The organism is Microbacterium sp. MYb45 (genome assembly GCF_002979655.1).
Taxonomy (GTDB): Bacteria; Actinomycetota; Actinomycetes; order Actinomycetales; family Microbacteriaceae; genus Microbacterium.
This window is the reverse complement of sequence record NZ_PCPG01000005.1, coordinates 109417-135939: the sequence shown is the minus strand read 5'-3', so window position 1 is coordinate 135939 and position 26523 is coordinate 109417. Positions and strand designations below refer to the sequence as shown.

24 protein-coding genes are annotated in these 26523 nt (G+C 68.1%); 15 read left to right on the top strand and 9 right to left on the bottom strand.

What is annotated here, in order from left to right; all coding sequences use genetic code 11:
- Window positions 1-25 precede the first annotated feature (25 nt).
- The 5 genes from CQ034_RS11270 (at window position 26) to CQ034_RS11250 (ending at window position 3556) form a co-directional block, all read left to right on the top strand.
- Complete coding sequence (locus CQ034_RS11270; protein ID WP_029263804.1) at window positions 26-568, top strand: hypothetical protein; 543 nt, start codon at window positions 26-28, stop codon at window positions 566-568.
- A 94-nt stretch (window positions 569-662) separates the two neighbouring features.
- On the top strand, window positions 663-1001 hold the full coding sequence (locus tag CQ034_RS11265; protein WP_105711108.1) for a helix-turn-helix transcriptional regulator: 339 nt from the start codon (window positions 663-665) through the stop codon (window positions 999-1001).
- Complete coding sequence (locus CQ034_RS11260) at window positions 1001-1669, top strand: cation transporter (protein WP_105711107.1); 669 nt, start codon at window positions 1001-1003, stop codon at window positions 1667-1669. The genes CQ034_RS11265 and CQ034_RS11260 overlap by 1 nt, the downstream gene beginning before the upstream one ends.
- A gap of 35 nt (window positions 1670-1704) precedes the next feature.
- On the top strand, window positions 1705-2610 hold the full coding sequence (locus CQ034_RS11255) for an SDR family NAD(P)-dependent oxidoreductase (protein ID WP_105711106.1): 906 nt from the start codon (window positions 1705-1707) through the stop codon (window positions 2608-2610).
- A 40-nt stretch (window positions 2611-2650) separates the two neighbouring features.
- The gene (locus CQ034_RS11250; protein WP_105711105.1) at window positions 2651-3556 is read left to right on the top strand and encodes an arginase family protein; all 906 of its coding nucleotides are present in this window, start codon (window positions 2651-2653) and stop codon (window positions 3554-3556) included.
- 18 nt (window positions 3557-3574) lie between these two features.
- On the opposite strand, the gene CQ034_RS11245 is transcribed toward CQ034_RS11250, so the two are convergent.
- From CQ034_RS11245 to CQ034_RS11235, 3 genes are all read right to left on the bottom strand, one after another.
- Complete coding sequence (locus CQ034_RS11245; RefSeq protein ID WP_105711104.1) at window positions 3575-4855, bottom strand: hemolysin family protein; 1281 nt, start codon at window positions 4853-4855, stop codon at window positions 3575-3577.
- A gap of 94 nt (window positions 4856-4949) precedes the next feature.
- Window positions 4950-5972 (bottom strand): TerC family protein, encoded by a 1023-nt coding sequence (locus CQ034_RS11240; RefSeq protein ID WP_105711103.1) that lies wholly within the window; start codon window positions 5970-5972, stop codon window positions 4950-4952.
- A gap of 197 nt (window positions 5973-6169) precedes the next feature.
- Complete coding sequence (locus CQ034_RS11235) at window positions 6170-6820, bottom strand: GntR family transcriptional regulator (RefSeq protein WP_029273773.1); 651 nt, start codon at window positions 6818-6820, stop codon at window positions 6170-6172.
- Between the two features lie 464 nt (window positions 6821-7284).
- Between CQ034_RS11235 and CQ034_RS11230 the strand changes: the two genes are divergently transcribed.
- The 6 genes from CQ034_RS11230 to CQ034_RS11205 are packed head-to-tail and all read left to right on the top strand — an operon-like array spanning window position 7285 to window position 13332.
- On the top strand, window positions 7285-8232 hold the full coding sequence (locus CQ034_RS11230; RefSeq protein ID WP_105711102.1) for an ABC transporter ATP-binding protein: 948 nt from the start codon (window positions 7285-7287) through the stop codon (window positions 8230-8232).
- The gene (locus CQ034_RS11225; RefSeq protein ID WP_181156295.1) at window positions 8222-8986 is read left to right on the top strand and encodes an ABC transporter permease; all 765 of its coding nucleotides are present in this window, start codon (window positions 8222-8224) and stop codon (window positions 8984-8986) included. The genes CQ034_RS11230 and CQ034_RS11225 overlap by 11 nt, the downstream gene beginning before the upstream one ends.
- A complete protein-coding gene (locus CQ034_RS11220) occupies window positions 8983-9657 on the top strand; it encodes a TetR/AcrR family transcriptional regulator (protein ID WP_105711100.1) in 675 nt (224 codons plus the stop codon). Before CQ034_RS11225 ends, CQ034_RS11220 begins: the two co-directional genes overlap by 4 nt.
- A gap of 53 nt (window positions 9658-9710) precedes the next feature.
- Complete coding sequence (locus tag CQ034_RS11215; RefSeq protein WP_181156294.1) at window positions 9711-11978, top strand: FtsX-like permease family protein; 2268 nt, start codon at window positions 9711-9713, stop codon at window positions 11976-11978.
- Window positions 11979-11983: 5 nt separating this feature from the next.
- Window positions 11984-12724: an ABC transporter ATP-binding protein gene (locus tag CQ034_RS11210; protein WP_181156293.1), complete on the top strand. Its 741-nt coding sequence runs from the start codon at window positions 11984-11986 to the stop codon at window positions 12722-12724.
- An 11-nt stretch (window positions 12725-12735) separates the two neighbouring features.
- Window positions 12736-13332, top strand: a complete 597-nt coding sequence (locus CQ034_RS11205) for a DUF1349 domain-containing protein (RefSeq protein ID WP_105711097.1) — start codon at window positions 12736-12738, stop codon at window positions 13330-13332.
- Window positions 13333-13349: 17 nt separating this feature from the next.
- Here CQ034_RS11205 and CQ034_RS11200 read toward each other — a convergent pair whose 3' ends face one another.
- Entirely contained in the window at window positions 13350-14291 is a 942-nt protein-coding gene (locus CQ034_RS11200) for an alpha/beta fold hydrolase (RefSeq protein WP_105711096.1), read from the bottom strand.
- Window positions 14292-14401: 110 nt separating this feature from the next.
- On the opposite strand from CQ034_RS11200, the gene CQ034_RS11195 reads away from it, so the two are divergent.
- The 3 genes from CQ034_RS11195 (at window position 14402) to CQ034_RS11185 (ending at window position 17039) form a co-directional block, all read left to right on the top strand.
- The gene (locus CQ034_RS11195) at window positions 14402-15376 is read left to right on the top strand and encodes a YafY family protein (RefSeq protein WP_105711177.1); all 975 of its coding nucleotides are present in this window, start codon (window positions 14402-14404) and stop codon (window positions 15374-15376) included.
- 45 nt (window positions 15377-15421) lie between these two features.
- The gene (locus CQ034_RS11190; protein WP_146114835.1) at window positions 15422-15946 is read left to right on the top strand and encodes a hypothetical protein; all 525 of its coding nucleotides are present in this window, start codon (window positions 15422-15424) and stop codon (window positions 15944-15946) included.
- Between the two features lie 91 nt (window positions 15947-16037).
- Window positions 16038-17039 carry a LacI family DNA-binding transcriptional regulator gene (locus CQ034_RS11185; RefSeq protein ID WP_181156292.1) on the top strand — a complete coding sequence of 334 codons (1002 nt, stop codon included), beginning with the start codon at window positions 16038-16040 and terminating at the stop codon, window positions 17037-17039.
- On the opposite strand, the gene CQ034_RS11180 is transcribed toward CQ034_RS11185, so the two are convergent.
- The 5 genes from CQ034_RS11180 to CQ034_RS11160 form a co-directional block, all read right to left on the bottom strand.
- Entirely contained in the window at window positions 16993-19593 is a 2601-nt protein-coding gene (locus tag CQ034_RS11180) for an alpha-L-rhamnosidase (protein ID WP_105711093.1), read from the bottom strand. The genes CQ034_RS11185 and CQ034_RS11180 overlap by 47 nt on opposite strands.
- A complete protein-coding gene (locus CQ034_RS11175) occupies window positions 19590-20720 on the bottom strand; it encodes a glycoside hydrolase family 99-like domain-containing protein (RefSeq protein ID WP_181156291.1) in 1131 nt (376 codons plus the stop codon). The genes CQ034_RS11180 and CQ034_RS11175 overlap by 4 nt, the downstream gene beginning before the upstream one ends.
- A gap of 14 nt (window positions 20721-20734) precedes the next feature.
- Window positions 20735-21523: a carbohydrate ABC transporter permease gene (locus tag CQ034_RS11170; RefSeq protein WP_105711091.1), complete on the bottom strand. Its 789-nt coding sequence runs from the start codon at window positions 21521-21523 to the stop codon at window positions 20735-20737.
- Between the two features lies 1 nt (window position 21524).
- Window positions 21525-22433, bottom strand: a complete 909-nt coding sequence (locus tag CQ034_RS11165) for a carbohydrate ABC transporter permease (RefSeq protein ID WP_181156290.1) — start codon at window positions 22431-22433, stop codon at window positions 21525-21527.
- Between the two features lie 73 nt (window positions 22434-22506).
- The gene (locus tag CQ034_RS11160) at window positions 22507-23826 is read right to left on the bottom strand and encodes an ABC transporter substrate-binding protein (RefSeq protein ID WP_105711089.1); all 1320 of its coding nucleotides are present in this window, start codon (window positions 23824-23826) and stop codon (window positions 22507-22509) included.
- 163 nt (window positions 23827-23989) lie between these two features.
- Between CQ034_RS11160 and CQ034_RS11155 the strand changes: the two genes are divergently transcribed.
- Window positions 23990-26248 (top strand): right-handed parallel beta-helix repeat-containing protein, encoded by a 2259-nt coding sequence (locus CQ034_RS11155; RefSeq protein WP_181156289.1) that lies wholly within the window; start codon window positions 23990-23992, stop codon window positions 26246-26248.
- The last annotated feature ends 275 nt before the right edge of the window (window positions 26249-26523 follow it).

The window sequence follows — 26523 nt, the reverse complement described above, 5'->3', positions numbered from 1 at the left end:
CGCACCGACATCAGGGAGCACCCCCATGAACCTCATCGAGACCTTCCAGGACCTGGTCGCCCAGGTTCCCGAGCTCGTGCAGCCCCTCATCGTCGCCCTCGCCGGCGCGATCCCCTTCATCGAGGGCGAGGGGGCGGTGAGCATCGGCATCATCGGCGGCATCCCACCCGTGGTCGCCGCGATCGCCGCGATCGTGGGCAACTTCCTGTGCGTCCTGGTGGTGGTGCTGGTGAGTTCGGGGGCCCGGCAGGCCGTCGTGAACCGCTCGCGAGCCAAGGCGGTCGCCCTCGCCGGCGGCGGCACGACGGAAGAGGGTGCGGTGGGCACCGCGGACACCGTGCACAGCACCCCGCGTCGCGAGAAGTTCCAGCGCGCGTTCGAGCGCTACGGCGTCCCGGGAGTCAGCCTGCTCGGCCCCCTCCTGCTGCCGACGCAGTTCACGGCGACGATGCTCGCCGCCTCCGGCGTCGGCAAGGCCCGCATCCTCTTCTGGCAGGCGCTCGCGATCATCGGTTGGACGACCATCGTCGCCGTCATCGTCGGCAGCGCGGTGTACGCGATCCGCTGAGCAGGTCAGGGTGCGGGGGCGTGACATCTCGTCGCGTCCCCACATCTTTGAGTTCAGCCTGTTCTGAATTCATTGTCTTCTGTACAGTGGTCACGTGACCACCGCCCTCGCCTCTTCCCCCACGCACACGGCCGCCGTCGCTCGCCTCGGGCACGCACTCTCCGACCCCACGCGCGCCGGCGTCCTGCTCACCCTGCGGGAGGGCTCCGCCTATCCCGCCGACCTCGCCGAAGCGCTCGGCGTCTCGCGCCAGGCCATGTCGAACCATCTCGCGTGCCTCCGCGGCTGCGGCCTCGTCGAGAGCGTGCCGGACGGCCGCCGCAGCAGCTATCGCCTGGCAGACCGGCACCTCGCACCCGCGCTCGACATGCTCATGCGGGTGACGCTCATCGTGGAACCGGACTGCTGCTCCGGTGAAGGCTGCACCTGCTGATGACCGCCACGCTCGCCCTCACCCGTCGCGAGACCCTGCATCGCCGCATCCGCCTCATCGTCGGCATCACGATCGCCTACAACCTGATCGAGGCGGTCGTCGCGATCGCCGCCGGATCCGTCGCCTCCTCGGCCGCGCTCATCGGGTTCGGCCTGGACTCCACGATCGAGGTCCTGTCTGCGGGCGCGGTCGCCTGGCAGTTCACCCGCCGTGATCCGGAGCGCTGGGAGAAGCCGACGCTCCGCGTCATCGCGGTCGCCTTCTTCGCCCTCGCGGTCTACGTCACCGCGACCTCGGTGATGGCACTGGTCGCCGCCGAGCACCCGGAGCACAGCACCGTCGGCATCGTCCTGACCGCCGTCAGCGTCGCGGTCATGCCCTTCCTGTCGTTCGCGGAGCGCCGTGCGGGTCGCGAGCTCGGCTCCGCCACCGCCGTCGCGGACTCGAAGCAGACGCTCATCTGCACGTACCTCTCGGCCGCGGTGCTGATCGGGCTGGTCGCGAACTCCCTGCTCGGGTGGTGGTGGGCGGATGCCGTCGCCGGACTGGTCATCGCGGCCTTCGCCGTGCGCGAGGGAATCGAGGCGTGGAGGGGCGACGCCTGCGCGACGTCGGTCGGCATGCTCCTCGAGGAAGAAGACGACGAGCATCACGACCACGATCACTGAGGTGCGAGACATCCGCGCGGCCTAGGTTGGGGGGGATGGATGCCGCCCCTCCTCTCCCCCGCGACCACTTCGGGCGCACCATGCTCGTCACCGGAGCGAACGCGGGCATCGGGTACTGGTGCGCGGAGCAGCTCGCCGCACGGGGTGCGCGGGTTGTGCTCGGATGCCGTTCCGCCGAGCGCGCGACGACAGCGGTCACGGCGATCCGCGCACAGGTGCCCGACGCCGACCTGCGCGTGCTGCCGCTCGACCTCGGCTCCCTCGACAGCGTGACCGAAGCGGCAGCCGACGTCGGCGAACGGCTCGACGCGGTCATCTGCAATGCCGGGGTCAAGGCGGCCGACCGCTCGGCCCGCACGAGCGACGGTTTCGACCTCATGGTCGGCACCAACTTCCTCGGTCACTTCGCCCTCGTGGCGCAGCTCGAGTCGAGCCTCGGGCCGGACGCCCGTGTCGTCGCGGTGGGCTCGATCGCCCACCGCTTCGCGACCCTCGCCCCGGCGACCCTCGACGCCCCGTGGACCGGCGCTTCGCTCCGGCAATACGGGCGGTCGAAGGCGGCGCTGATGGCCTTCGCCTTCGAACTGTCCCGACGGTGGTCGGACTCCTCCCGCTCGGCTGTCTGTGCACACCCGGGCTATGCGGTCGACCCGCTCACGCCTGCGCGTCCCGGTCTCGCCGAGGTGTCCGGCGTCGTCCGCGCCCTGTCCGCGCCGACCCGCCTGCTCGTGCAGGGCAAGGACGGCGGCGCGCTGCCCGTCGTCCACGCGGCCACGGCCGCAGACGTGAGGAACGGCGACTACTGGGGCCCCGGCGGTCTGCTCGAGTTCCGCGGAGCGCCGGCGCGGGTGGCCGCATCGGACGAGGTGCGTTCCGCGGCGATCGGGTCCGCAATGTGGGCGGCTGCGGAGCGCATCACCGGGGTGCGCTTCCCTGCCTGATCCCCGCGCGAATGTCCGACCCCCGGTTCAGGATGCAGGCATGATCACGATGCTGTCGGCTCCGTCCAACCTCGGCCTGCGTCCGCCCGAGCCGGGCAGCGTCCCCGGCGCAGCGAAGGCACCGGAGGCTCTGCGCGAGGCCGGCCTGTTCGCCCGTTTCGCCGAGCTCGGGGCGACCGACTCCGGCGTCGTCCTGGCCGGCCGCTACGTCGACGACGATGCCACGAGACCGCCGGGACACGTACGCAACGAGAGCGCCACCATCGATCATTCGCGGCGTCTGGCGGCACGCATCGGCGCGGCGCTCGACAGGGGCGAGACTCCGCTCGTGATCGGCGGCGACTGCGCGATCCTGCTCGGCGCGGGTCTCGCGACCGTGCGCCGCGGCGGCATCGGACTGGTGCATGTCGACGGTCACACCGACTTCCGGCGTCCGGGCAACAGCGACGAGTGCGCGAGCGTGGCCGGAGAGGCTCTCGCCGCGGCGATCGGCAGGCACTGGCTGGCCGTCGCCGACATCGACGGGCTCGGCCCTTCCTTCGCGGCCGAGCACACCGCGCACATCGGCCACCGCGACGATGACGAAGATCTGCCGGAGGTGCGCAGCATCCTGGGCGGTGTCTTCTCTTCCGCCGACATCCTCTCCCTCGGCGCCGCCCACGTCGGCGCGGAGGCCGCCGCCGTCGCGGGTTCCGCATACTGGCTCCAGGTCGACGTCGACGTGCTCGATGCCGCGATCATGCCCGCCGTCGACAGCCCCGACCCCGGGGGGATCGGGGCGGCAGAGCTCACGACTCTGTTACGCGAACTCGCACCGGGCGCGGTCGGCGCGTCGATCACGGTGTTCGACCCCGACCTCGATCCCGACGGACGCTATGCCCGCCTGCTGGTCGAGATCCTCACCGAAGGCCTCAGCGACCTCGGCACGCGCGTGCAGCGCCCCTGACACCCGACGATCGCGCGGTCAGACCTGCGGCTCCCCGACCTGCTCGAGTGTGACCCGCACACGCGAAATCCGACGTCGATCGAGCTCCGCCACCTGGATCGTCGCGCCCGGAACCTCGACCGTGTCGCCGACGACGGCGAGTCGCCCCAGCTGCTCCGTCACGAATCCGGCGATGGTGTCGGACGAGCCGCGCGGCATCGCCAGGCCAGTGGCCTCCTCGAAGTCCTGCAGGTTGAGTCGCCCGTCGAGTCCGTCGTCTGCGGAGATGAACACCTCGGCGTCATACTCGTCGAAGATCTCGCCGACCACCTCCTCCACGAGGTCTTCCAGGGTGACGAGGCCGTCGGTGCCGCCGTACTCGTCGACGACGACGGCGATGTGGTGCCCTTCCGCACGCATCCGGGTCAGGGTCGGCAGCACACGCGCGGACGAGGGGATGTACGGGATCTCGCGCATGAGCGCGCGCAGCGGCCGCGTCGGATCGTCGGACGCGGCCTCGAACAGATCACGGACGTGCACGAACCCGGTGATGTCGTCGATCGAGGTCTCGGAGACGGGGTAGCGCGAGAACGGAAGATCACGCACCTGCGCCATCACCTCGCCGACGCTCGCGGCCTCGTCGAGGGCGACGACCTCCGGGCGCGGGCGCATGACCTCGCTGACCTGCCGCCCCCGCAGGGAGAGCACGTCGTCGAGGATGCGTCGCTCGTCATCCGGCAGCCCCTGATGGCTGGCCACGATGTCGCGCACCTCCTCATCGGTCATCTCGTCACTCGTCTTGTGCGGGTCTCCACCGAGCAGCCGGACGAGGGCGTTCGTCGACACCGAGAGCAGCCAGATCACCGGGCGCATGACCGTCGCGAACCCGTTGAGTGCGGGCGCGACCGCGTAGGCGAACTGCGCGTTGCGCTGGATCGCGAGGCGCTTGGGCACGAGCTCTCCGAGCACGAGCGACAGGTAGGCGATCACGAGCGTGAGCACGAGTGTCGCGACCGTGAGGGCGAGAGCCGGCGCCAGCCCCCACGACTCGAGCACGGGCGCCAGGGACGGCGCGATCGATGTCGCACCGTACGCCGCCGAGGCGAACCCGGCGACGGTCACACCGATCTGCACCGCCGAGAGGAAGGTGTTGGGGTTGCGGGCGAGGGCCGCGACCTTCGCCCCGCGGCGCCCGCGTTGACCGATCGCGTTGATCTGGCTCTCGCGCAGCGTGACGAGCGCCATCTCCGTGGCGGCGAAGAGACCGCCGATGAGCACGAACGCGAAGACGAGGGCGATGTTCCAGAGGAGGTCGCCCATCAGCGGGCCGCCTCCTCTGTGGTGGGGTGAGCGCCCGGGATGAACCGGGCGCTCGTACTGTCGGAGTCCGAAGAGTCAGAACAGCGCTGCGCGCTCAAGAGTGCTCCTTCTGGGTGATGGTGGGGGTGGTGTCGGTGGGCGTGGTGACGGCATCCGGGGCACGACGGGTCTTGATGAGACTCGCCGCCGTCGCCACCGCGATGGTCAGGCCGATGAACAGCAGCGAGAACCAGATCGGGATCTCCGGCGCCCACTCGACGCCCTGACCGCCGTTGATGAACGGCAGCTCGTTGACGTGCAGCGCGTGCAGGACGAGCTTGACGCCGATGAACCCGAGGATGACCGCGAGGCCCTGGGCCAGGTAGACGAGCCGCTCGAGCAGTCCGCCGATGAGGAAGTAGAGCTGTCGGAGACCCATGAGCGCGAAGGCGTTGGCGGTGAAGACGATGTACGCCTGGTCGGTGAGACCGTAGATCGCGGGGATCGAGTCGACGGCGAACACCAGGTCGATGAACCCGATCGCGATGATCGTGAGCAGCATCGGCGTGACGAAGCGCTTGCCGTTCTTGACGACGGTCAGCTTGTCGCCGTGGTACTCGTCGCTGACGGGCAGGTGTCGACGGACGAACGTCATGAAGCGCCCGTTCGCGGGGTTGCTCTCGTGGTTACTGAACGCCTGACGGTAGGCGAGCACGAGGAGCAGTGCGCCGAACAGGTAGAAGATCCAGGAGAAGTTCTCGATGAGAGTCGCGCCGACGGCGATGAAGATGCCGCGCAGGATCAGCGCGATCACGATGCCGATCATCAGAACCTTCTGCTGATAGATCTTCGGCACTGCGAAGCCGGTCATCACGATGAGGAAGACGAACAGGTTGTCGATCGACAGCGCCTTCTCGGTCAGATAACCGGCGAAGTACTCACCGCCGAACGTCCAGCCGGAGAAGACGCCGATGCCGACGCCGAACAGCAGCGCGAGGCTGATGTAGAAGATCGACCAGCGCGCCGACTCCGCGATCGTCGGCTCGTGAGGTGTGCGCACGTGCGCGAAGAACTCATAGACGAAGAACGCGATCGTGACCGCGATCGTGATGATCCAGATCAGGGGGGTGATGTCCAAACGGGCTCCAGACTTCGGGGTACGACTGCACCGCCAAAGTCTTCTCCATTCCTGAACAGGAACCGGTGGCCCGGGATGCGACGTGCATCCGTAATGACGACCCGACCGTATCGGAGTACTCCCCTTGGGATCTCCAGGCTAGAAGACGACCCTTTGCGATTCCTGTGGGTTCGCCTGGAATGCCGGCACCGGTGGACTCAGTCCTCGTCGATGATGTCCACACCCGCGACTTCGGCACGGTCGATCGTCGCGGGGAGCACGTCGTCGAAGAGCGTGACGAGCACTGCTCGGGTCTGGACCGCATCGCGCGCGTTGATCGCTTCGCGCATGGCGACGGTGAAGGCCTCGATCTTGTCCCACTCGAAAGCGTCCCGCGAGTGCTCGCCGAAGCGCCGGATCTGCGGTCCGAGACGTTCGATGATGACCGCTCGCGCAGCGTTGCCCTCGATGCGGGCGAAGCCGGTGGCGATGGCGCGCAGCGCAGTCCCGAAGCCCGTCACATCACGTGACTTCACCGACCGCGACATGTCGTCGGCGAGATCCGTGAGGTACGCGACGTCGTCATCCTGGATCACCGGCATGACATGGCGCACGGAGCCGATCCAGATGTCGCCGAAGAGGTCGACGGCGTTGCGGACCCGATCGAGGTCGATCGGCGCGACTCGCGTGTAACGGTTGCGCTGCATCTCGACCAGGCCGTGATCGGCCAAGCGGTCCAGCGCGTGGCGGATCGGCGTCTTCGAGGTACCGAGCCGCTCGGCGAGCTCGTAGTCCCGCAGACGCTCACCGGGGCGCAGCTCGCCACTGATGATCGCTTCCTGCAACCGGGCATATGCCTCGTCACTCATGGATCTGCGCTCGAGGGGTCCACCTGAGAGTGCCAATTTTCCTCCACTCGAACAGAAAGCGACGTAGAGCCTGAAGTTCTACCTACCATGCAATGTATCGCATCCCAGAGGCCGACGACCGTGGAAACCGCCGTGAGGGCGCTAGCATCCGCATGATCGGCCACCGGGTGCTGGTGTTCCTCGCGCTCTCCTCCGTCGAAGATCCCAGACGAGGAGCCGCGTCCGGCCTTAGAGAGTTCGAGCCATCGGGCAATGTCCTCACGGTGCCAGGCCGGGGTGCAGAAGCCTTCCGGTCGCAGCGGCTCCCACAGCGACAGGTCATCTCCGGCCAGGTGCCGATGTCAATCCGGGGCATCGACGACAGAGCATGACGCGCGGATCATCCCCTCGTCGATCCCTTCGTCGACCCAGCCCACGCGGTGGCTTTTCAGTTAGTCTACGATGTAGATCTACGAAGGGGAATCATGAGCGACACACGATTGCGGTTGAGCGGCATCCGGCGATCCTTCGGCGAGCGCGCGGTGCTCTCCGGCGTCGATCTCGCCCTGCCGGCGGGTCAGATCCTGGGCCTCCTCGGACCCAACGGCGCGGGCAAGTCGACCCTGATCGCCATCGCCAACGGGTCGCTGGCACCCGATTCCGGGTCGGTCACCGTCGACGGCATCGACCTCGCCTCCCGCCGGGATGCCGCCGCCGCCCTGATCGGCAGCGCGCCGCAACGTCTCGGTATCTACCCCTCCCTCACCGTGCGCGAGAACGTCGCGGGGTTCGCTCGCCTTCACGGCGTGCGCGGGCGTGAGCTGCGCGCACGATGCGCGGAGGTGATCGAGGGGCTGGGGCTGACGAGGAGCACCGGCATCCGCGCCGATCAGCTCAGCGGCGGCCAACAGCGCCGACTGCACCTCGCGATGGCGCTCACCCACAGCCCGCGCCTGTTGTTCCTCGACGAGCCGACCGTCGGTGCCGACGTGGAGTCGCGCCAGCAGATCCTCGACCTGGTGCGCCGCATCGCCGACGACGGAGCATCCGTGCTCTACACCACCCACTACCTCACCGAGCTCGAGCAGCTCCCGTCACGGCTCACTCTCCTGCACGACGGTGTGCTGCGAGATCTCGGAGACGTCAGCGAGGTGGTGAGGTCGCAGGGCGACGGCGTGCGCGTGCGCCTGCAGCCGAATACTCAGCCGCCGGCCGGTTGGGTGCGCGAGGGCAACTGGCTCGTGAGCGGATCGACGGGCACCAGCGCGGGTGAGCTGCTCGCCGAGCTGATCGCGCGTCTCGGCGTGAGCGCGAGCGCGATCACCGATGTGCGGTTCCCTCGCCCGACCCTCGAAAGCGCGTACGTGCGCCTGCTCCACGAGCAGGAGACGCCGACACTCGACGACGCGGAGGTGCACGGTGTTGCGGCATAGTCTCGCGGTCGCAGCGATCGACGCACGGATCCTGTGGCGCGACCCGTCTCCGGTCGTCGTCATGACGGTGATCCCGCTCGTGTTCGTCCCGTTCTTCGTTCCCGGTGCGCGGGGGCAGCTCGCCGCCGCCGGTTACGCCTCCGCGTCCGGTGTCGAGTACGCCGTCCCCGGCCTGGCCGTGCTGTTCGCCCTCCTGTGCGTCCAGCAGGTCGTCACGGCATTCTTCCGTGATCATCAGTGGGGCACGTGGGACCGGCTGCGGACATCACCGGCCCGCAGCGTCGACCTCCTCCTCGGCAAGTCATTGACGGCATTCGCCGCGCAGCTGCTGCAGTTCGTCGCGGTGCTCCTCGGCGGCGCGCTCCTCTTCGGATACCGCCCCAACGGCTCCGTGCTCGGGCTGGTCCTGGTGCTCGTGGCGTTCTCGGCGGCGATGATCGGCTTCGGACTGCTCCTGGTGTCGGCATCCCGATCCCTCGAGCTCGCACTGGTCATCGGCAACATGCTCGCCATGCTCATGGCGGGGATCGGCGGCGCGTTCGGGCCGGTCGAGTCGCTGCCGACCTGGATGCAGACCATCGCTCCGGCGTCGCCCGCATACTGGGCACTGCAGGCCATGCGGTCGCTCACCCTGGATCATGCCGGAGCGCTCGACACGCTCGGCCCGTCGATGGCACTCTTCGGCTTCGCTGCGGGCTTCGTCCTGCTCGCCGTCGCACTGCTCGCCCTGCGCAGGCGGAAAGGAATCTCATGATGACACCTCGACCGGAGCGGATCTCCCGCGCCGACGTACTGTCGGCAGCGCTCGAGTTGATCGACGCCGACGGTCTGGATCAGCTCACCATGCGCCGCCTGGGCACCGCGCTCGGGGCGGACCCGATGACCGCCTATCGGCACTTCGCCGGGAAGTCGGACCTCGCCGCCGCGCTCGCCGACGAGTTCTGGACAGGACTCTCGCTTCCCTCCACCTCCGGGGTGCCCGATTGGCGCGCCTACGCGCACGAACTGATGCGGGCCATCCGCACCGAGCTCGCCGCGCATTCCGGACTCATCCCGATCGTCGCGACACACCCGATCACCTCCCCCGCGGCGCTCGCCGTGGCCGACGAGGCCATCGGCATCCTGCTCGACCTCGGGGCTCCGGTCGATCCGGCCCTCGGCGACCTCGTCAACGTGCTCGTGATGATCACCGTCGCCTCGGCGATGGGAGAGTTCAGCGCTCCCGCGGGGTCGGAGTCCACCGCTGCGGAGACGACCGAGACCGAGGGCGAGCACGACGACACCGAGGCAGCACTGCTGTCGCAGCTGCCCCACCTCGGCCGGATCATCGCCGCGGGGTGGGCCCCGTCGGCCGAACGGCAGTTCGAGGCGGGCATCGGCGCCATCCTGCACGGCTGGCCGTTCGCCCTCCCCCCGACATCGTGAGGGCGGCCTCGACCGCGTGGCGGATGGCATTCGCACGCATCCGTGGGAATCCCGTGAGCAGCGTCTCGCTGATCCTGCTGATGGCGATCAGCTCCGCCACCGCCGGCGCGGGTGTCGCCACCCTCGTCTCGACGATCGGGGCGACGGAGCGGCTCTTCGCGCTCGCGGAAGCGCCGGACGCCGTGCAGATGCACGTCGGTCCACTGGAGACCTCATCGCTGGATTCCTTCGCCGCGACGCACCAGGACATCGTCGAGGACCACCAGGTGCAGGATGCGCTCCAGCTCGACAACCAGAACCTTCGGATGCACGGGATGACGGATGCCGCGCGCGACGGTGTGATGGACCTCCTGCTGGTCACCCAGAGCCCTCGATTCGACTTCCTGCTCGGACCCGACGGCACGCCGACCAACGTCCGCGACGGCGAGATCGCCGTGCCCGGCTACTACGCCGACGCCTACGACCTCGCGCGCGGTGACACGGTCGAGATCGCCGTGCAGGGTGACGTGCAGACGTTCACGGTCGCCGACACCGTCAGCGACGCCCAGATGGGGCCGAGTCTGGTCAACTCGAAGCGGTTCGTGGTGTCCGAAGGGGATTGGAACGACCTTGCCGAACGGCTCCCCGTGGAGCACATCCTCACCTTCCGCCTGGTCGACGACGCAGGAGATCGATTCGCGGAGGCCTACCGTCTGGCCGGACTCCCGGCCAACGGTGCTGCCGTCGACGGGAGCCTGCTGCGTCTGATCGCCGCGCTGACCGACGGTCTGGTCGCCATTCTCACCATCACGGTGAGCATCGCCCTGCTCGCCATCACGCTGCTGTGTCTGCGGATCATGGTCCTCACCGCCCTCGAACAGGACGCCCGTCGGATCGGTGTGATGCGGGCCATCGGCTTCTCGCACCGCGAGGTCTCCTCGACCCTGCTTCTCGGATACGCCGTGCAGTCGGGTGTCGCGGTGCTGGTCGCCCTGCTCCTGGTCTTCCCTGCATCCGCGCTTCTGCGGGGCGGCGACGTCGTCCTTTCGAGCGGGCACGGCACCACCGGGACCATCGTGATGCTGCTGGCCGTCGTGGTCGCATCCGCGATCCCGACCGCGCTCGCGGCGCAGCTGCTGCGCCGGGTGCGGCGCATCAGCCCGCTGCTCGCTCTGACCAGGCCCGGGGTATCGGTACAGAACCGACGTCGTCCGCGTGCGCTGCGATGGGATCTTCCGATTCCTGTCAGCATCCGCCTCGCCGCACGCGGCCTCACCACCCGGGGCACCACCGCCGTGCTGCTGATCGTCATGGTCGGCTTCGCGGTCGCGCTGGCGGCCCTGCCCCAGCGCGTGACCCAGACGATCGCGGCGCCCGACTTCATCACCACCATGGGCGTCGGCCAGAGCGACCTCCGTGCCTTCGTCCGCGAGGGTGCGGAAGCCGGCGCGGGCGACGCGCTCGAGCGCTCTCTGCGCGACGACCCCGACATCGCGCGGTTCGCGAAGGTGACCAGTTTCCGGGTCGCGCTCATCGGCGCTGACCACACCGATGACGTCGCCCTGGAGGTGGGCGACGCCTCGGCCTTCCCCCTCGCCTATGCCCGTGGCGAAGCACCCGCAGGGCCCGGGGAGCTGGCGCTGTCGACCCTCGCTGCGCAGACGGCCGGAGTGGATGTCGGCCAGTCCGTCCAGGTGGACTCGGCCGGTTCGACCCATCGATACCGCATCACGGGCCTGTATCACGACATCACCAACGGTGGCCGATCGGGGAAAGCCGTCGAGCTGCCCGGTGGTGACGGCATCCCCCTGTGGCAGACGTTCATGGTCGACCTCCGAGACGGCGTCGACCAGGGCGGGAAGGCCTCGGCGCTCGCGCTCGACCACCCGTCGGCGTCGTTCACCGAGCTGGACCGGTTCGTCCACTACACGCTGGGCGACACGGTCGAGCGGCTGAAGACGGCATCGATGATCGCCGGGGCGGCCGCCGCAGTGGTGATGCTCCTGGTGTTCGCTCTCCGCGGGCGACTCGAGGCGACGCGCGACGAGTCCGATCTGCGTCTGCTGCGGCTCCTCGGATGGTCTCGCGGCGAACTGCGCACGATCACCCTGTTCCGGGCGATGAGCGTCGCCGGGGCGGGTCTTCTCCTCGGGTGGATCGCGACGGAGTCGCTCGGCCCGGGAGTTCTCGGCGCCACACTCTCCTCGTTCGGCGGAGGCGCCACCGACCTCGTCGCAGCCAACGGCTGGAGCCTGATCACCGGCCCCGTGGTGGCGGCTGCCGCCGTGGTCGGCGGCCTCATCGCCTCAGCCCACAGCCCCGCACTCCTCAACGAAAGCTGACCGACATGCCCCCATCGCCCGCACTCATCACGGCGCGCGCAGTCACCCGCCGCTTCGAGTCGGCCGCCGGCGACTTCGCGACCGTGCTCGAGGGGATCGACCTCGACGTCGCCGAAGGCGACTACCTGGCTCTCACCGGCCCCAGCGGCTCCGGCAAGACGACTCTGCTCTCGTGCCTGAGCGGCCTGGACCAGCCGTCATCGGGGTCGGTGCGCATCGGCGACGACGATCTCTCCGCGCTCGACGACAAGGCCCTCGCACACATCCGTCGCACCACGCTCGGCTTCGTGTTCCAGCGCACCGACCTCCTCGACGAGCTGGCGGTGATCGACAACATCCTGCTCCCGGCGGTGCGACGACGCGGCCGGGTCTCCGCAGACACCCTGGCGAATACCGCACAGCTCATGGATCGGCTCGGGATCGGACACCTCGGCGCCCGCGCACCGCACGAACTCTCCGGCGGCCAGCGGCAGCGGGTCGGCATCTGCCGCGCACTCGTGAATCGTCCGCCGATCCTCATCGCGGACGAGCCGACCGGTGCCCTGCACCGGGAGGCCACGGACGACGTGCTCGACGTGTTCGACGAACTGAACGCCTCAGGCATGACCATCATCGTCGTCACGCACGACGATGTGGTCGCTCAGCGGGCGCGGTCCCGCCGTCATCTGGTCGACGGCCGGATGGTCGACGCCGTCCATCTCACCGAGGGGCCCGGGCCACACGATATGTTGACGTCATCACACTGAGGAGAACGACCATGCGGATACCTGCCCTGCCGACGCTCGAATGGACCAACGGCGAACTGGATGCGAGCTACGACGGCGACACCGGCGAGCTCACCCTCCATGCGGCACCGGGAGGAGATTGGACCAACGACTCGCTCGGCGGTCCCACTCAGCACGGCGCGAGCTTGCTGGGCTTTCGGACCGATGGCGACTTCACGCTGAGTGCCAGGGTTCGCGTCGTCGGGGAGCGGACGACGTTCGACGCCGCCGTGCTGGGACTGTGGTGCGATGAGCAGTACTGGGCCAAGCTCTGCTTCGAGTATTCGCCCGACGGGCGGGCGATGGTCGTCAGCGTCGTGACCAACGAGTTCTCCGACGACTGCAACTCCACCCTCGTCGAGCGCGAGTTCGTGTATCTCCGCGTCTCTCGCGTCGGAGACGCGTTCGCCTTCCACGCCTCCGACGACGGCGACCGCTGGGAGTTCGTCCGGGTGTTCCGCCTGAAGACCGACCTCCCCGTGACGGTGGGCTTCATGTCGCAGGCGCCGATGGGAGAGGACTGCGACTCGCGCTTCGACCGGATCCGTTTCTCGGCGGGAGCTCCGGCCGACCTGCGCGACGGTTCCTGAGGCCGGGCCGTCCGATCTCATCGCGCGTCCTGTCGCTGCAGCCACCTCACGATCGCCTCGTTGAGCTCGATGGGCTTCTCCTGCTGGATCCAGTGCCCGCAGTCGAGGTTGACGACGTCCACGTTCGGCACGAAGTCCGCGAGCGTCTCGGACTTGTGGACCATGTCTCTGTCGGCGTAGATCATGAGTGCGGGCTGGTGGATGATCGGGTCCACGTCGGCGAGCAGGTGCCAGTTGCGGTCGAGGTTCCGGTACCAATTCACACCGCCCGCGAATCCCGAGGTTTCGAAAGCGGAGACGAGAACGGCGAGTTCGTCGTCGCTCATGACGGGCTCGCCGAGCGGTGCCTCCGCTCGGGCGAGATCGATGAACTCCATGCCCGGCTGAGGCGGCCGAGGGGGTTCGTTCTTCCGGTACAGGTTGCGAAGGAACCGGGACGTGTTCTCATCGAACACGGCGTCCGCGACGCCGGGCTGACGATTGAAGTGCACGAAGTAGAAGTCATCGCCGAGCACGGCTTCCATGAGTTCGATCCACGGAATCTCTCCGCGCTCCTGATAGGGCAGGCTCAGATTGATCACCTTGTCCACACGGTCCGGGTGCAGCAGGGTCAGCCCCCAGACGACGCTTGCGCCCCAGTCGTGACCGACGAAGATCGCCTTGTCGTAGCCATGGTGATCGAGAAGTCCGACGAGGTCGCCCGCGAGATGTTCGATGTCGTAGGCCGTCACATCGGTCGGCCGCGAAGAGTTGCCGTAACCGCGCTGGTTCGGGACGATGACGTGGTACCCCGCAGCGACGAGGGCCGGCACCTGATGCCGCCACACGGAGGCATGCCCCGGCCATCCGTGGCACAGCACGATGGGGTTCCCGGCGTTCTCTCGCCCGGCCTCGAAGACTTCGAGTTCAACGCCGTTGACAGGAATGAGGATGGGGTCGGGGAAGTCGGACGGGTTCACGGATGCTCCTCTGGGTTCGGCACCGATCGCAGGTCTGGATCGGCGGCTACTCGGACCGTACGGAGCATCCTGGACACCGGATGTCCGAGATCCTCGGCAGGCTGAGAATCATGAGAACCAATCCCACGGGCAGAGCCCTGCAGTTGTTGTCGCTTCTGCAGACCCACCGCTTCTGGCCCTGTGCGGAACTGGCGGATCGGCTCGGGGTGACCGAACGAACGGTGCGGCGCGACCTCGACCGCCTTCGCGAGATCGGCTACCCGGTCGATTCCACCTCGGGGAGGTACGGAGGTTACCGGCTCGCGACGGGAACGCATGTGCCGCCCCTGATCCTCGATGATGAGGAGGCCGTCGCGGTGGCGATCGGCTTGCGTTATGCCGCGGAAGCCGCCGTCAGCGGGATCGAAGAGACGTCGCTGCGCGCGCTGGCGAAGATCGAGGCACTTCTGCCTCAGCGGCTTCGTCGACGCGTGTCGGCGCTGCATTCGAGCGTCGCCTCACTGCGGCGGGCCGTCGATGACGACGTCATCCATCCCGAGTCGCTGAGCGTGTTCGCCGCAGCATGTCGCGACCATGAGCACGTGCGGTTCGACTACCTGCGAAGCGACGGCGAGAGCAGCGGGCGGCACGTCGAGCCGCACCAGCTCGTCACGGCCGGACGACGGTGGTATCTCGTCGCGTGGGATGGGCAACGCGACGATTGGCGGACGTTTCGACTGGACCGGATCCGGGAGCCGCGGCCGGTCAGCAGTCATTTCGCGCCCCGCGCGATTCCCGGTGGAGATGCGGCCGACTTCGTCGCGAGATCGATCGGCCGCAGTGCCCGCGATCACGAGGCGACCCTCGTCATCCACAAACCGTTCGCGGAGGTTGAGGGCGTCCTCCAGTGGGCCGACCACGCTCTGAGGGAGGAGCACGCAGAACACTGCGTCGTCGGAATCCGCAGCGAAGACCTCGGACGGCTCGCGATGACCGTCGCCGAGATAGCGCTCACCGCTCCGGTGTCTGTCATCGAGCCGGCCGAACTCGCGGGCGCCGTCGAGCAGCTCGCCACTCACCTCACCGACCGCGCACACCTGGCGTGAACAGCTCAGAAGCGTCCAGATGCCGCGCCGCCATATCCTGACTGGGTGATCCCGCGCCCCCTCCAACCAGACCTCGAGACCGCTGAAGCGCGGTACGACGCTGTGCTGCACGAGCTGCAGGCGTACGTGCGATTCGTCGACGAGCACGGCGACGAGGAAAGATCCGCGTACGAGTCGATGTCGGCCCGGGTCCGACAGCTGACAGGTAAAGACACCAGCTCCTTCAACCTCGCGGAATGGTGGGAAGGCGAAGGCGCCGAGGTACTGGCCTTCCGGCTGGCGCTCCCGGATCCCCCGACCGTCGCACTCGGAAGCGACGATATCCGTGCCGTCGTGCACTGGCTCAAGGCGCCCCGGCTGCCGCGCTCCGGTTCCTTCGCCGACGAGTTCGAGATCTATCTCGATGACTACTACTACGAACTTCTCCGCAAGAACTGCAGCCACTATGACCATCGGGGGCTGTTCGGCTCTCGGCGGGGCCCCGACGGTACGAGAACCGAGATGACGGTGGAAGAAGCGGTCGAATGGTTGACGGCCTCCGGGAAGCCGGTCCGTCCTCAGAGGAGTTGACGATTCCGCGGATCTCCACGCCCCCTCCCGTTCGAGCTCATTGTCTTCACGAACTGCAAAACGTTTAGACTCGTCGTGAGGTGATGTGGTGGTGGGCATTCGCGAGGTGGCGGAGCATGCGGGCGTCTCCACGGCGACCGTGTCGTTCTATCTAAACAAGCCGGACAAGGTCCGCCCCGAGACGGCCGAACGAGTGAGAGTCGCGATCGAGGCGCTGGGTTACGTGCGCAACGATGCCGCCCGCCAGCTCAAGGCCGGCAAGAGCCGAATGCTCGCACTCATCGGCTTCGACGTGACCGACCCGTTCTTCGCCGCCGTCGCCCGCGGCATCAGGGCGGCCGCGACCCAGCACGGCCTCTACGTGGTTCTCGCCGACAGTGACAGCCAGGTTGACCTGGAGACGGAGTACCTCCACCTTTTCGAGGAACAGAGGGTGCGCGGCCTCCTCCTCGCTCCCGTCGCAGACCCGTCCCCCTACCTGGTCGAGGGGAAGGCTCGCGTCCCCATCGTGCTGCTGGACTACAGCCCCGACGAAGGCACGCTCCCCGCCGTGGCCATCGACGGGCGCGCGGGAGGCAGGATGGCCGCAGAGCACCTCCTGCAGTGCGGACGCCGCCGGCTCGCGTTCGTCGGCGGCCCGAGCGAGATCCACCAGGTCGCAGAGCGCCTCGAGGGCTTCCGCGGTGCTGCGGCCGGCGTCGCAGATGCGACCGTCGAGCTGATCGAGACCACCGAGCGCAACGCCCGTCAGGGGCGGGAGCTCGGCCGCCGCATCGCCGACCGACCGGAGTCGGAGCGCCCGGACGGGATCTTCGCGGTGAACGACCTCGTCGCCGTCGGTCTCCTCCAGGCACTGGTCGTCGAGCGCGGGCTACCGGTGCCCGATGCCATCTCGGTCGTCGGGTACAACGACGCCCTCGCCGACGAGTACTCACCCCTCGAGCTCACCACGCTCCACCCGCCGCAGGCGGAACTCGGGGCGACGGCCGTGGAGCTGCTGCTCGCGGCGGAGGCATCACCGGCTCCCCCGCCTCGCACGGTCGTGTTCATGCCCGAACTGATCGTCCGAGAGTCATCGGTGCCACGTAGCTGAGCGGTGCGTCGGTCGTGAAGCGATGGCGCCCCGCGGGCACCTCATGCGGAACGATGCCCTCGATGTCGATCCAGCCGGTGGCCCCGGTCGGGACGACGAGCTGCACGTCGAGGCACCCGTCGCCGATCCGCCACTCGATCGATGCGGACCCGAACGGCGTCTCGTGGTGCGTCCGAGCGCTCGTGATGCCCCCGCCCGGGCGCGGAGCGAAGCGGATCCGCCGAAAGCCGGCGGCCTCCGGCTCGAGGCCGCCGACCCTGCGGTGCAGCCAGTCCGCGATCGCACCGAGGGCGTAGTGGTTGAAGCTCGTCATCGAGCCCGGGTTGATCGAGCCGTCGGGGAGCATCGAGTCCCACCGTTCCCACACCGTGGTGGCACCCATCGTCACGGCGTACAGCCATGACGGGCACTCCGTCTGCAAGAGCAGGGCGTAGGCATCCTCGAGGTGTCCGTTGTCGGCGAGCGCGTCGAGCACGAGGGGCGTCCCGACGAAGCCGGTCCCGATCCGGAAGTAGTTCGCGCGCACGAGCTGTGCGAGCCGCTCGGCCACGCGCGGCCGGTGCTCCGAGGCGCCGAGGTTCCACTGCAGCACCATGGCGCAGGCCGTCTGGGTGTCGTCGCGGGGAAGACCGCCGTCGTCCAGGTATCGACCGGCGAACGCCTGGCGCACGTCGTCCGCCAGGCGCTGCATCCGGTCTGCGGACGTGGCCCCGATGACCCGCCCGATCCTCGCCAGACGCTCGGCCGCGTGCGCGAAGCATCCTGTGGCGACGAATCCGGTGGATGTCACGGCGCGGAACGGGTCGTCAGGCGGGGCCAGCGGATCCAGCCAGTCTCCGAACTGGAACCCCTCGTCCCAGAGGAGATCGTCACCGGCGAGCTCACGGACGCGCTCGATCCAGCGCTCCCCGATCTCGAAGTGGCGCCTCAGGATCTCTGGATCGCCGTAACGCTCGTGCAGGGTGTCCGGCACGAGGACGGCCGCATCGCCCCACGCCGCGACCGGCGGGCTCGTGTCGTAGTCGAGCGGCAGCCAGGGCACGTAGATGGGGACGGTGCCGTCGGGCGATTGCTCGGCTGCGAGATCGTCGAGCCAGTCCAGAGCGAAACCGGAGATGTCATAGAGGAACGAGGCGGCGGGGGCGAAGACTTGGAAGTCCGCCGTCCACCCCAATCGCTCGTCCCGTTGCGGGCAGTCCGTGGGCAACGAGACCATGTTGCCGAGCAGACCCCATCGAACGTTCTCGTGGAAGCGATTCAGGAGCGGGTTGTCCGTCTCAAACGAGCCGGACGGCCGCATCTGCGTCGTGTAGGCGATCGCACACACGTCGAGTTCTGCCGGCGCACCACCCCACCCGGTCACGGTGGCGTAGCGGAAGCCGTGCATCGTGAACCGCGGCTCCCACTGCTCCTCCCCTCCGCCCTGCACGTAGCGGTCGGTCGCCGCTGCCGAACGCAGCGGACGCAGAGCGAGATCGCCGTTTTCGAGCACCTCGGCGTGGCGCAGCACGAGTTCCTCCCCTTGGCGCGTACGCGCCATCGACAGACGAAGGCGCCCCGAGATGTTCTGCCCGAAGTCGAACAGGATGCTGCCGTCTGCCTGCACCGTCGTCGTCCGAGGCGCGAGCTCCGCATGGCGACGCACAGGAGCGCTACGCGGCGCGAACAGAGTCACCGGGTCCCGGTCGCCCACGACGGCCGGCACCCATTCACCGCCGCGCCAGTCGTCGCCGATGCGGGCGTCATAGGTCTCACCGTCGTAGAGACTGCTGCTCAGGATCGGTCCGGTGGTGGCCTCCCATCCCGGCTCCCCCGTCGCGATCACGATCGTTCGGTCGTCGTAGCGGATTTCGAGCTGGGCGATGAGCGCGAGATCGTCCCCGTAGTAGTCGCGAAGGTTCTCCACATAGCCGAGACGGCCTCGATACCACCCGTCGGCGAGGTGCGCGCCGAAGACGTTCTCGCCTCCGACCAGCAAATCGGTGACGTCGTAGGTGCGGTATGCGAGGCGGTGACGATAGCTCGTCCAGCCCGGCACGAGTGTGTCGTCTCCGACACGCTCATCGTTGAGGAAGCCGTCGACGACGCCGTGCGCGCTGATGTAGAGCCGGGCGGAGCGGAACCCGCCGTCGAGGTCGAAGCGCCGACGCATCCGGCTCGGTCGCCGCTCGGTTCCCGGCGTCTCGGGCCACGGCGCTGAGACCGGGCGAGCCTGCCAATCGGCCGGGTCGAGCAGACCTGCCTCCACGAAGAGCGGCGCGCTCCAGGGCGTCCGCTCGGTACCGTCGTCATTCACCGCGCGGATGCGCACCGCCACGCGCTCGCGCGACGCCAGCGGCCGAAAGGGCCAGGACGCCAGGACTTCATCCCGCGCATCGAGGGGCGCGACCGTGACCGCACCGGTCTCATCCTCGAGCTGCGCCTCCGCGTTGCCGGGTTCCCAGTCGGATGGTGCATCGAGCGTCCAGGCGAGCCGCGGCTTCGACGTGCCGATACCGAGGCTCTCGGCGTGGTGCTCGACGGACACGGAGACGATGCGTGCAGCAGAACTCATCGAGGGAAGACCTCCGTGATCGTCTCCAGGAATCGCGTTCCGAAGTGGGTGTCGGGAAGGAGCGCCGCCCCCTCCGTCCACTCATTCCAGGCGTTGATCGTGAGCAGCGGGCTGGTGACGGGGTGGTCGGCGAGGAACTGGCGCGCGGTGAGCAGCCCCTGTCGGAAGTCATCCGGCGAGGCGTCGAACACGGTCATCCACGGATAGGTGCCGTCCTCCCATTCGGCCGACTGCACCGTACGCGGCGACGGGTCCCACCCGACGCTGACGTTGGGGTGGAAGGGCACAGGCAGCGCCTCGACGTATCCTTCGTAGGCGTCGAACGCATCGCGCTGCACGTCGCACCAGTCTCCGAGCGGCCACGGGTGGCGTTCGGTGGCGGTGTGATGGATCCACACGTACGAGGTCGCACTGTCGGCGCCCAGCGCGCGCATGAGGGTGGCCGGATCCGCCACCGTCACCGCGGTGGGCAGAACGCCGAAGCCCCAGACCACCATGTCGAGGTGCAGTCCGGGGAAGCCGGCGGCGATCGTCTCCCGGCGGAACCAGTCGAGCGCATCGCGGGCGCCTTCGACGCCGCCGAGGCCCTCGAGAAGGGTTCCGACCTCGTAGACGGAGAAGAACGGCTTGCCGTCGATGAGCAGATGGTTCGGATGCGTGAAGTAGGTGTCGATCACGTGCCGCGCCATCCGCTCGAAGGCCGGCCTGTCGATCGCCCCGGACTTCAACACCGGCGGCTCCCGATGCGGGTGCCGCGAGGGGAAGATGTCGACGAGCTCGTGGTTCGCCCACATCAGCGCGATGCGGAAGTCGTCGGGCATCTCTGCCGCCAGCATCCCCTCGTCGAGGGCGCGGTTCAGATAGGGCCCGTCGTCGTACCAGTAGAAGTCCACGAGGAATCCGTCGATCCCGTGCCGGTGCGCGAGCTCGATCTGACGCGCCATCACCGCCGGATCGGCGTCGTCCTCCTCACCCGCAACGGGGACCCGCGGCTGGCGATGGCCGTCGAACCGCGGGGTGGCGCGGCGCAGCAGCTCCCACTCGGTCCAACCCTCACCGAACCACGCGTCGTTGCGCGCGTCGGTCTGCCAGTCGGGGAAGAAGTAGGCCAGGACAGTGGGCCGCATCGGGGATCCTTCGTTCATTTGATGGCACCCGCGGAGAGACCGCGTTGGAAGGTGCGCTGCAGTGCGATGTAGAGGACGACGACGGGGAGGCTGATGAGCACGTTCGCCGCGAAGATCTTGGGGGTGTCGACCAGCCGCTGGCTCTGGAAGTACGTCGGCACCTGGGTGAGGACCTGCATGTCGGTGTTCTGAATGAAGATCAGAGGCAGGAGGTACTCGTTCCAGGCGCTCAGGAAGGTGAAGATCACCACCACGGCGAGGATGGGCCGGCACATCGGCAACAGCACCCGCCAGAAGTACTGCCAGTCGGTGGCGCCGTCGACCTTGGCCGCCTCGTAGACCTCGACGGGCAGCGACCGGATGTAGTTCGATGCGACGAGCACACCGAACGGCAGGGAGATCGCGGCGAGCGGGATGATCACCGCCCAGTAGGTGTTGAGGAGTCCGAGTGACTGCACGGCGTAGAAGAGGGGCACGACGAGCGCGATGGCCGGAAGCGCGAGCCCGGCGATGAGCAGCAGCTGCGCGATCCCAGCTCCCCGGGGACGGAGCACCGACGTGGCGAACGCGGCCATCGTCGCGGTGAGGGTCACCAGAACGACGGTGGAGACGGAGACGATCGCACTGTTGACGAAGAACCGGACGAACGGGGTGCCCTCGAGGACGCGGAGATAGTTGACCGGCCCCTCCCCCTGCACGCTCACGAACAGGATCATTCCCAGAGGCAGCACCAGCACCCCGACCGCGATGAGGAGGAGGATCTGGCTGATGACCCGCGCGGGAAGCGATTGATGAGAGAACATGTCAGGCGTTCCTTGCCAGTCGGACTTGGAGCGCCGCGAAGACGGCGGCGACGAGGACGACCACGATCGAGATGGCCGAGGCGTATCCCGCGTGGAACCTCGCGATCGCCTGCTCGTAGATGTATCCGGTGAGCACCTGAGTCGAGTTGCCCGGCCCACCTCCGGTCGTGAGGAAGACCAGCTCGAACATCTTCAGGGAGCTGACGAATCCGAGCACGATGAGCACGAGGTGGGATCCGGACACCGTCGGAAGCAGGATGCTCTTCGTGAGCCGCCAGGTGCCGGCACCGTCGAGCCGCGCCGCCTCGATCATCGAGGGATCGACCTGGCCGAGCGCCGCGTCGTAGATCACGAAGCTGTATCCGGTGTACTGCCACACGTTGATGGCGATGAGGGTGAGGAGAGCGATCGACGGATTCGCGAGCCACGCCTGTGTCAGCCACCCGAACCCGAGCGATTCCAACGTCTGGTTGAAAGCGCCATCGGGGGTGAGGAGCAGTCGGAAGGAGACGGCAACGACGGCAGGTGACAGCACCACCGGCACGAAGACGAGAGTGCGCAGGAGACCGCGACCAACCACTCGCGTGCGTACCAGGAGCGCGAGACCGAAGCCCAGCACCATCTGGATGAAGACCGTGCCGACGGCGAACGTCAGGGTGTTGCGCAGTGCGGTAAGGAACGTCGCATCGGTGACCAGGGCCATGTAGTTACCGGAGCCGACGTTCTCGGCGTCGGTGGAGACGCCGTTCCACTCGAGAGTCGAGTAGGACACGTTCGCCAGGATCGCCGCGTGGATGACGCCTCCGACGAGGATCAGTGCCGGCACCGCCCAGATCCACTTCTGCAGTGACCGGTATACCCGCACCGGCGCGCGCCCGGTGGCGGGCCTCGCCGGAGTTGCCGTCATCATGGAGTTCCTCTCGTGGCTGCGAAGTGGCGCGGAGTCCGGGGCGCGCTCGACGACCGAGCCCGCCCCGGACGGATCACTCGCGGTCAAGACCGGCCGACACCGACTCGACGCTCTCGAGCGCGGCCTCCGGAGTCGCGGCACCGGCCGCCACCTGGGAGAGCGCGTCGATGAGGGCGGCATCCAGGTCGGGGTAGGGGATCTGGCGCAGCCCGACCAGGTCGTCGATGCTCGCCTGCTGGCGCTCGATGTCCTCGACCTGCCGCGGATCCACGACGTCCTCCGTCGAGACTGCGACGTCGCGCACGGCCGGGATGTTGCCGCCGCTGGCCTGATTCTCCTGCCCGTACCCGGTGGTGAGGAAGTCGAGGAAGGCGAGGGCCGCCTCCTCTGACGGCGTGTTGGCCGCGACCGCCCAGCCGTTGTCCGGGCCGCCGAAGGGACTCGTCGGTGCCCCACCCGACTCCGCGGCGGGGAAGGGCGCCGACAGGAAGACGTTGTCGATGGGCGTGCTGACGCCCTTCTGCGCCTCGGCGATGCCCGCAGCGGTCATCGTCTGCGAGGTGTTCCAGGTGCCCAGGGCGACGAAGGCGGCGTTCCCCTCAAGGAAGGCCGAGAACGCGTCGGGGTACTCGGCCATGGCGGTCGCTCCCTCGGCGACGATGCCGTTCGTGAAAAGAGATCCCCACGCGGTCATCGCGGCGACGAGGTCGGGATCCGTCCAGGAGGTATCTCCCTCGATCGCCTCGTAGACGAGTCCGGGAGACACGCTGTTGGCCAGGGAGAGGAACACGTCCTCATTGACCCAGCCGTCCTTCGCGCCGTGCGCAAGGCAGGCGTACCCGGCCTCGACGATCGTCGCGCAGTCCGCTTCCCACTGGTCGAGATCGCTGGGCACGTCGAGGCCGAGCTCTTCGAGGATGTCGGCGTTGTAGTAGACGAGGCCGGCGGCGCTCATGTAATTCGGAAGCGCGACTTGCTCCCCGTCGGCCTGCAGCGCTTCCAGACCGGCAGGGTAGAAGCGATCTTGCCAGTCCACCCCGTGCACGGACTCCATGTGCTCCGAGGGATCGACGGCGAGCGGACCGAAGTTGGTGACGAGCGCGCCGGGCTGCATCTGGAAGACATCGGGCCCGTCGCTGCCAGTGAGAGCCGGGCGCAGAGCCGTGACGTAGTCGTCGAACGCGTAGTTCTTGTACTCGACGGTGATCCCGGGGTTGGCGGCTTCGAACTCGTCGATCACCTGCTCGTACTGGAAGTTGTTCCACCCCCACCAGGTCAGGGTGACGTCGCCGTCAGCGGATGGGGCGTCAGATGTTCCGACGCAGCCGGCGAGCGCGACGGCGACGACGCCGACAGTGGCGACGGCCGCAACTCGGGTACGGATCGTGAGCATGTGATCGGCTCCTTTGCGTGATCATTCGGGGGTGGCGGCCAGGGAAACTAAACGTTTAGAATCGGCCGTACTGAGCAGATTACGAGGTGATCGCCTCGCGGTCAAACTCGAAGCCGAAACTCAACGACGAGGTGGTACTTCCATGCGAAGGATCTTTGCCCTGATGACCGCGGCGGCCCTCTCCGCCGCCCTGCTCGGTGCGCCGGCCACGGCATCCGCTGCCGGCACGACGCGATACGTGAATCCGATCGCCGGGTGCAGCAACGCTGGGCCGGGAACGACCACGGATGCGCCGTGGTGCGATTTCGTGCCGGTCGCCGCCACGGACTTCGCTGCGGGCGATGAGCTCCTTCTGGCCCGCGGGGCGAGTTGGAACCAGCAGCTCGAGATCTCGGGGTCCGGCACGAGCAGCGCGCCGATCACGGTCGCGGCCTACGGAAGCGGAGCGCGACCGCTGATCTCCCGCGACGCCGCGGACGACGACCGTGGGGTCTACCTCGAGAACGTGTCGCACGTGACGGTACGCGACCTCGAAGTCGCGAACGCCGCCGTCGGCGTCCAGGCCTACTACGACGAGCTCGACCATGAGGGCCTGACGATCGAGAACGTGTACGCGCACCACATCACCGGCATCGCCCAGGGCAACTCGCAGGCGTACGACGGCACGTGCTCGTCGTCGCCCATTCCCGGCCTCTACACCTCCGCCGGAGTAGCGATCACGGGACCGGCGGTCAACGATGCCACCGGCAAGGCCACGGTCGCGCCTTTCCCCTTCACGAGCTCCGACGTCGGCCTTCGTGACCTCCGCATCTCCGGCGTGGAGGTCGCGCACTCGAACATGGGGGTCGAGATCGCCTGGTGCAACGGGATCCGCACCCATGACGGGACCGACGGCGCCAACCTGGTACAGGATGCAGTCTTGGAAGACCTCTACATCCACGACCTCGACGGCGGCGGTGACATGCGCGCCGACTGCCCGAACGGCATCACCCTGATCAATACACGCAATGCCGTGGTGCGCGACTCCATCGTCCAGAACGCCGGCGCCTGCCCGTCGAAGAACGGCACCACGGGCCTCCTGCTCTCCCGCAACGAGGGGCCCGTCATCGTCAACAACCTCATCGTGCAGACGCCCGACGTCGGCACCCCCAACGATCAGATGGGCATCGATCTCGAGTACGCGAATCGGGACGTGAAGATCCTCTACAACTACATCGCGGAGAATCATGGGCCCGGCGTCGACGTCCTGGCCATCCGCAACCCGGCGACATGCCCCGGCAGCAGTAACGATCCGTTCGACCACAGCGACGACACCCTGATCGACGGCAACCTCTTCGAGGACAACGGCGAAGGCGCTGTGCACCGCGTATCGAACTGCTTTGTCCCCACCGGCACGGTGACCAACAACCTCTACGACGAGCCGCACGGCCTCGCGGTCTCCGGCGTCGGCGAGGACTTCCGCGGGTTCAGCTTCCTCGACAACCACGATGTCGGCACCTCCACCCGCACCTCTCAAGCCGCTCGGGACTTCACGGGAACAGCCGGTCAGCACGGATGGAAGCATGAGTCGCGGACCGGCACTTCGTGGACCGCCATGACCTTCGATGCTGCAGCACAGCAGTGGAACGGGACATCCACCGCGTCCGGCCGATTCGCGCGCGTGCCCGCTACCGGCGAATCGGTCGCCCTGGCCTGGACCGCGCCGGCCACGGGCTACGTGAACATCCGTGGGCGCGCCCTGAGCACGGGTGCGGGAACGCCGACGGTCCGTGTGGAGAAGAACGGCGTCGCGGTCGTGACCGCGCAGAGCGTTCCCGCCACGAGGGTAGGAGTCGCCACGAATGCGGACGGTCTCGCTGTGACCGCCGGCGACACGATTCGCTTCATCACGCAGGGCTCGACGGGCGCCGAGGTCTCATGGATGCCGTCGATCGGGTACGACGCGGGCGCGCCGATCCTGGACCAGGCCAACACTTTCGGCACCTTCTATCCCTATAGCGATCTGCGAAGCACGCTCGGCAGGATGCAGACGTTCCGCCCGCAGACGGCCGCGACGCGCGTCGACTTCTGGGCTTACCGTGCCGGGAGCCCCGCCGGAAACCTCGAGATCCGGGTGTATGAGCTGGGCGCTGGCGGTCAGCCCGTGGCGACAGTCGGGCAGAGGACGCTCGCGCCCGGCGACGTCCCGTCGACCTCCGCGCCGGTATCCGTATCGACGAGTGCTCTCGATCCGGCGAAGTCCTACGGTGTCGCCGCGACCTCACCCCTGACGCCGAACGCCGGTACGAGCAACTCCTACGGGTTCGAGTACTTCGATGGCGATCCCTACGCGCGGGGTGCCGCATGGTTCAGCACCGACGGGGGCACGACGTGGAGCCCGGACGTAAGCAGCCGCGATATCAAATTCGCAACCTATCGATGAACGCGGAGCGGGCACAGCGGCCGGGCCTTGCGTTCGCTGTGCCCGCGACAGCGACCGCACCAATCCTCCTCAGTACCGCGGCAAGCGCTCGATGGACGCATGCCCGGAGGCCAGGAGAGTCTGAAGTGCAGGCGACGTCAGAACCGCCAGAAATCAACAAGTGTCAGGGGAAGCGACAGCACCGCCGTCATCTCCGTTGTCTCGGGAGTCGGCAGCGGGTAAGCGCGATGGCCAGTGCTCGAGTGGGCCGTCACAATCGCCTGGACCTGCCAGTG

Coding starts and splice junctions, on each gene's coding strand:
- CQ034_RS11270 (WP_029263804.1), top strand. CDS start 26: ATGAACCTCATCGAGACCTTCCAGGACCTGGTCGCCCAGGTTCCCGAG.
- CQ034_RS11260 (WP_105711107.1), top strand. CDS start 1,001: ATGACCGCCACGCTCGCCCTCACCCGTCGCGAGACCCTGCATCGCCGC.
- CQ034_RS11255 (WP_105711106.1), top strand. CDS start 1,705: ATGGATGCCGCCCCTCCTCTCCCCCGCGACCACTTCGGGCGCACCATG.
- CQ034_RS11250 (WP_105711105.1), top strand. CDS start 2,651: ATGATCACGATGCTGTCGGCTCCGTCCAACCTCGGCCTGCGTCCGCCC.
- CQ034_RS11245 (WP_105711104.1), bottom strand. CDS start 4,855: ATGGGCGACCTCCTCTGGAACATCGCCCTCGTCTTCGCGTTCGTGCTC.
- CQ034_RS11235 (WP_029273773.1), bottom strand. CDS start 6,820: ATGAGTGACGAGGCATATGCCCGGTTGCAGGAAGCGATCATCAGTGGC.
- CQ034_RS11230 (WP_105711102.1), top strand. CDS start 7,285: ATGAGCGACACACGATTGCGGTTGAGCGGCATCCGGCGATCCTTCGGC.
- CQ034_RS11220 (WP_105711100.1), top strand. CDS start 8,983: ATGATGACACCTCGACCGGAGCGGATCTCCCGCGCCGACGTACTGTCG.
- CQ034_RS11210 (WP_181156293.1), top strand. CDS start 11,984: ATGCCCCCATCGCCCGCACTCATCACGGCGCGCGCAGTCACCCGCCGC.
- CQ034_RS11205 (WP_105711097.1), top strand. CDS start 12,736: ATGCGGATACCTGCCCTGCCGACGCTCGAATGGACCAACGGCGAACTG.
- CQ034_RS11195 (WP_105711177.1), top strand. CDS start 14,402: ATGAGAACCAATCCCACGGGCAGAGCCCTGCAGTTGTTGTCGCTTCTG.
- CQ034_RS11180 (WP_105711093.1), bottom strand. CDS start 19,593: ATGAGTTCTGCTGCACGCATCGTCTCCGTGTCCGTCGAGCACCACGCC.
- CQ034_RS11175 (WP_181156291.1), bottom strand. CDS start 20,720: ATGCGGCCCACTGTCCTGGCCTACTTCTTCCCCGACTGGCAGACCGAC.
- CQ034_RS11170 (WP_105711091.1), bottom strand. CDS start 21,523: ATGTTCTCTCATCAATCGCTTCCCGCGCGGGTCATCAGCCAGATCCTC.
- CQ034_RS11165 (WP_181156290.1), bottom strand. CDS start 22,433: ATGATGACGGCAACTCCGGCGAGGCCCGCCACCGGGCGCGCGCCGGTG.
- CQ034_RS11160 (WP_105711089.1), bottom strand. CDS start 23,826: ATGCTCACGATCCGTACCCGAGTTGCGGCCGTCGCCACTGTCGGCGTC.
- CQ034_RS11155 (WP_181156289.1), top strand. CDS start 23,990: ATGACCGCGGCGGCCCTCTCCGCCGCCCTGCTCGGTGCGCCGGCCACG.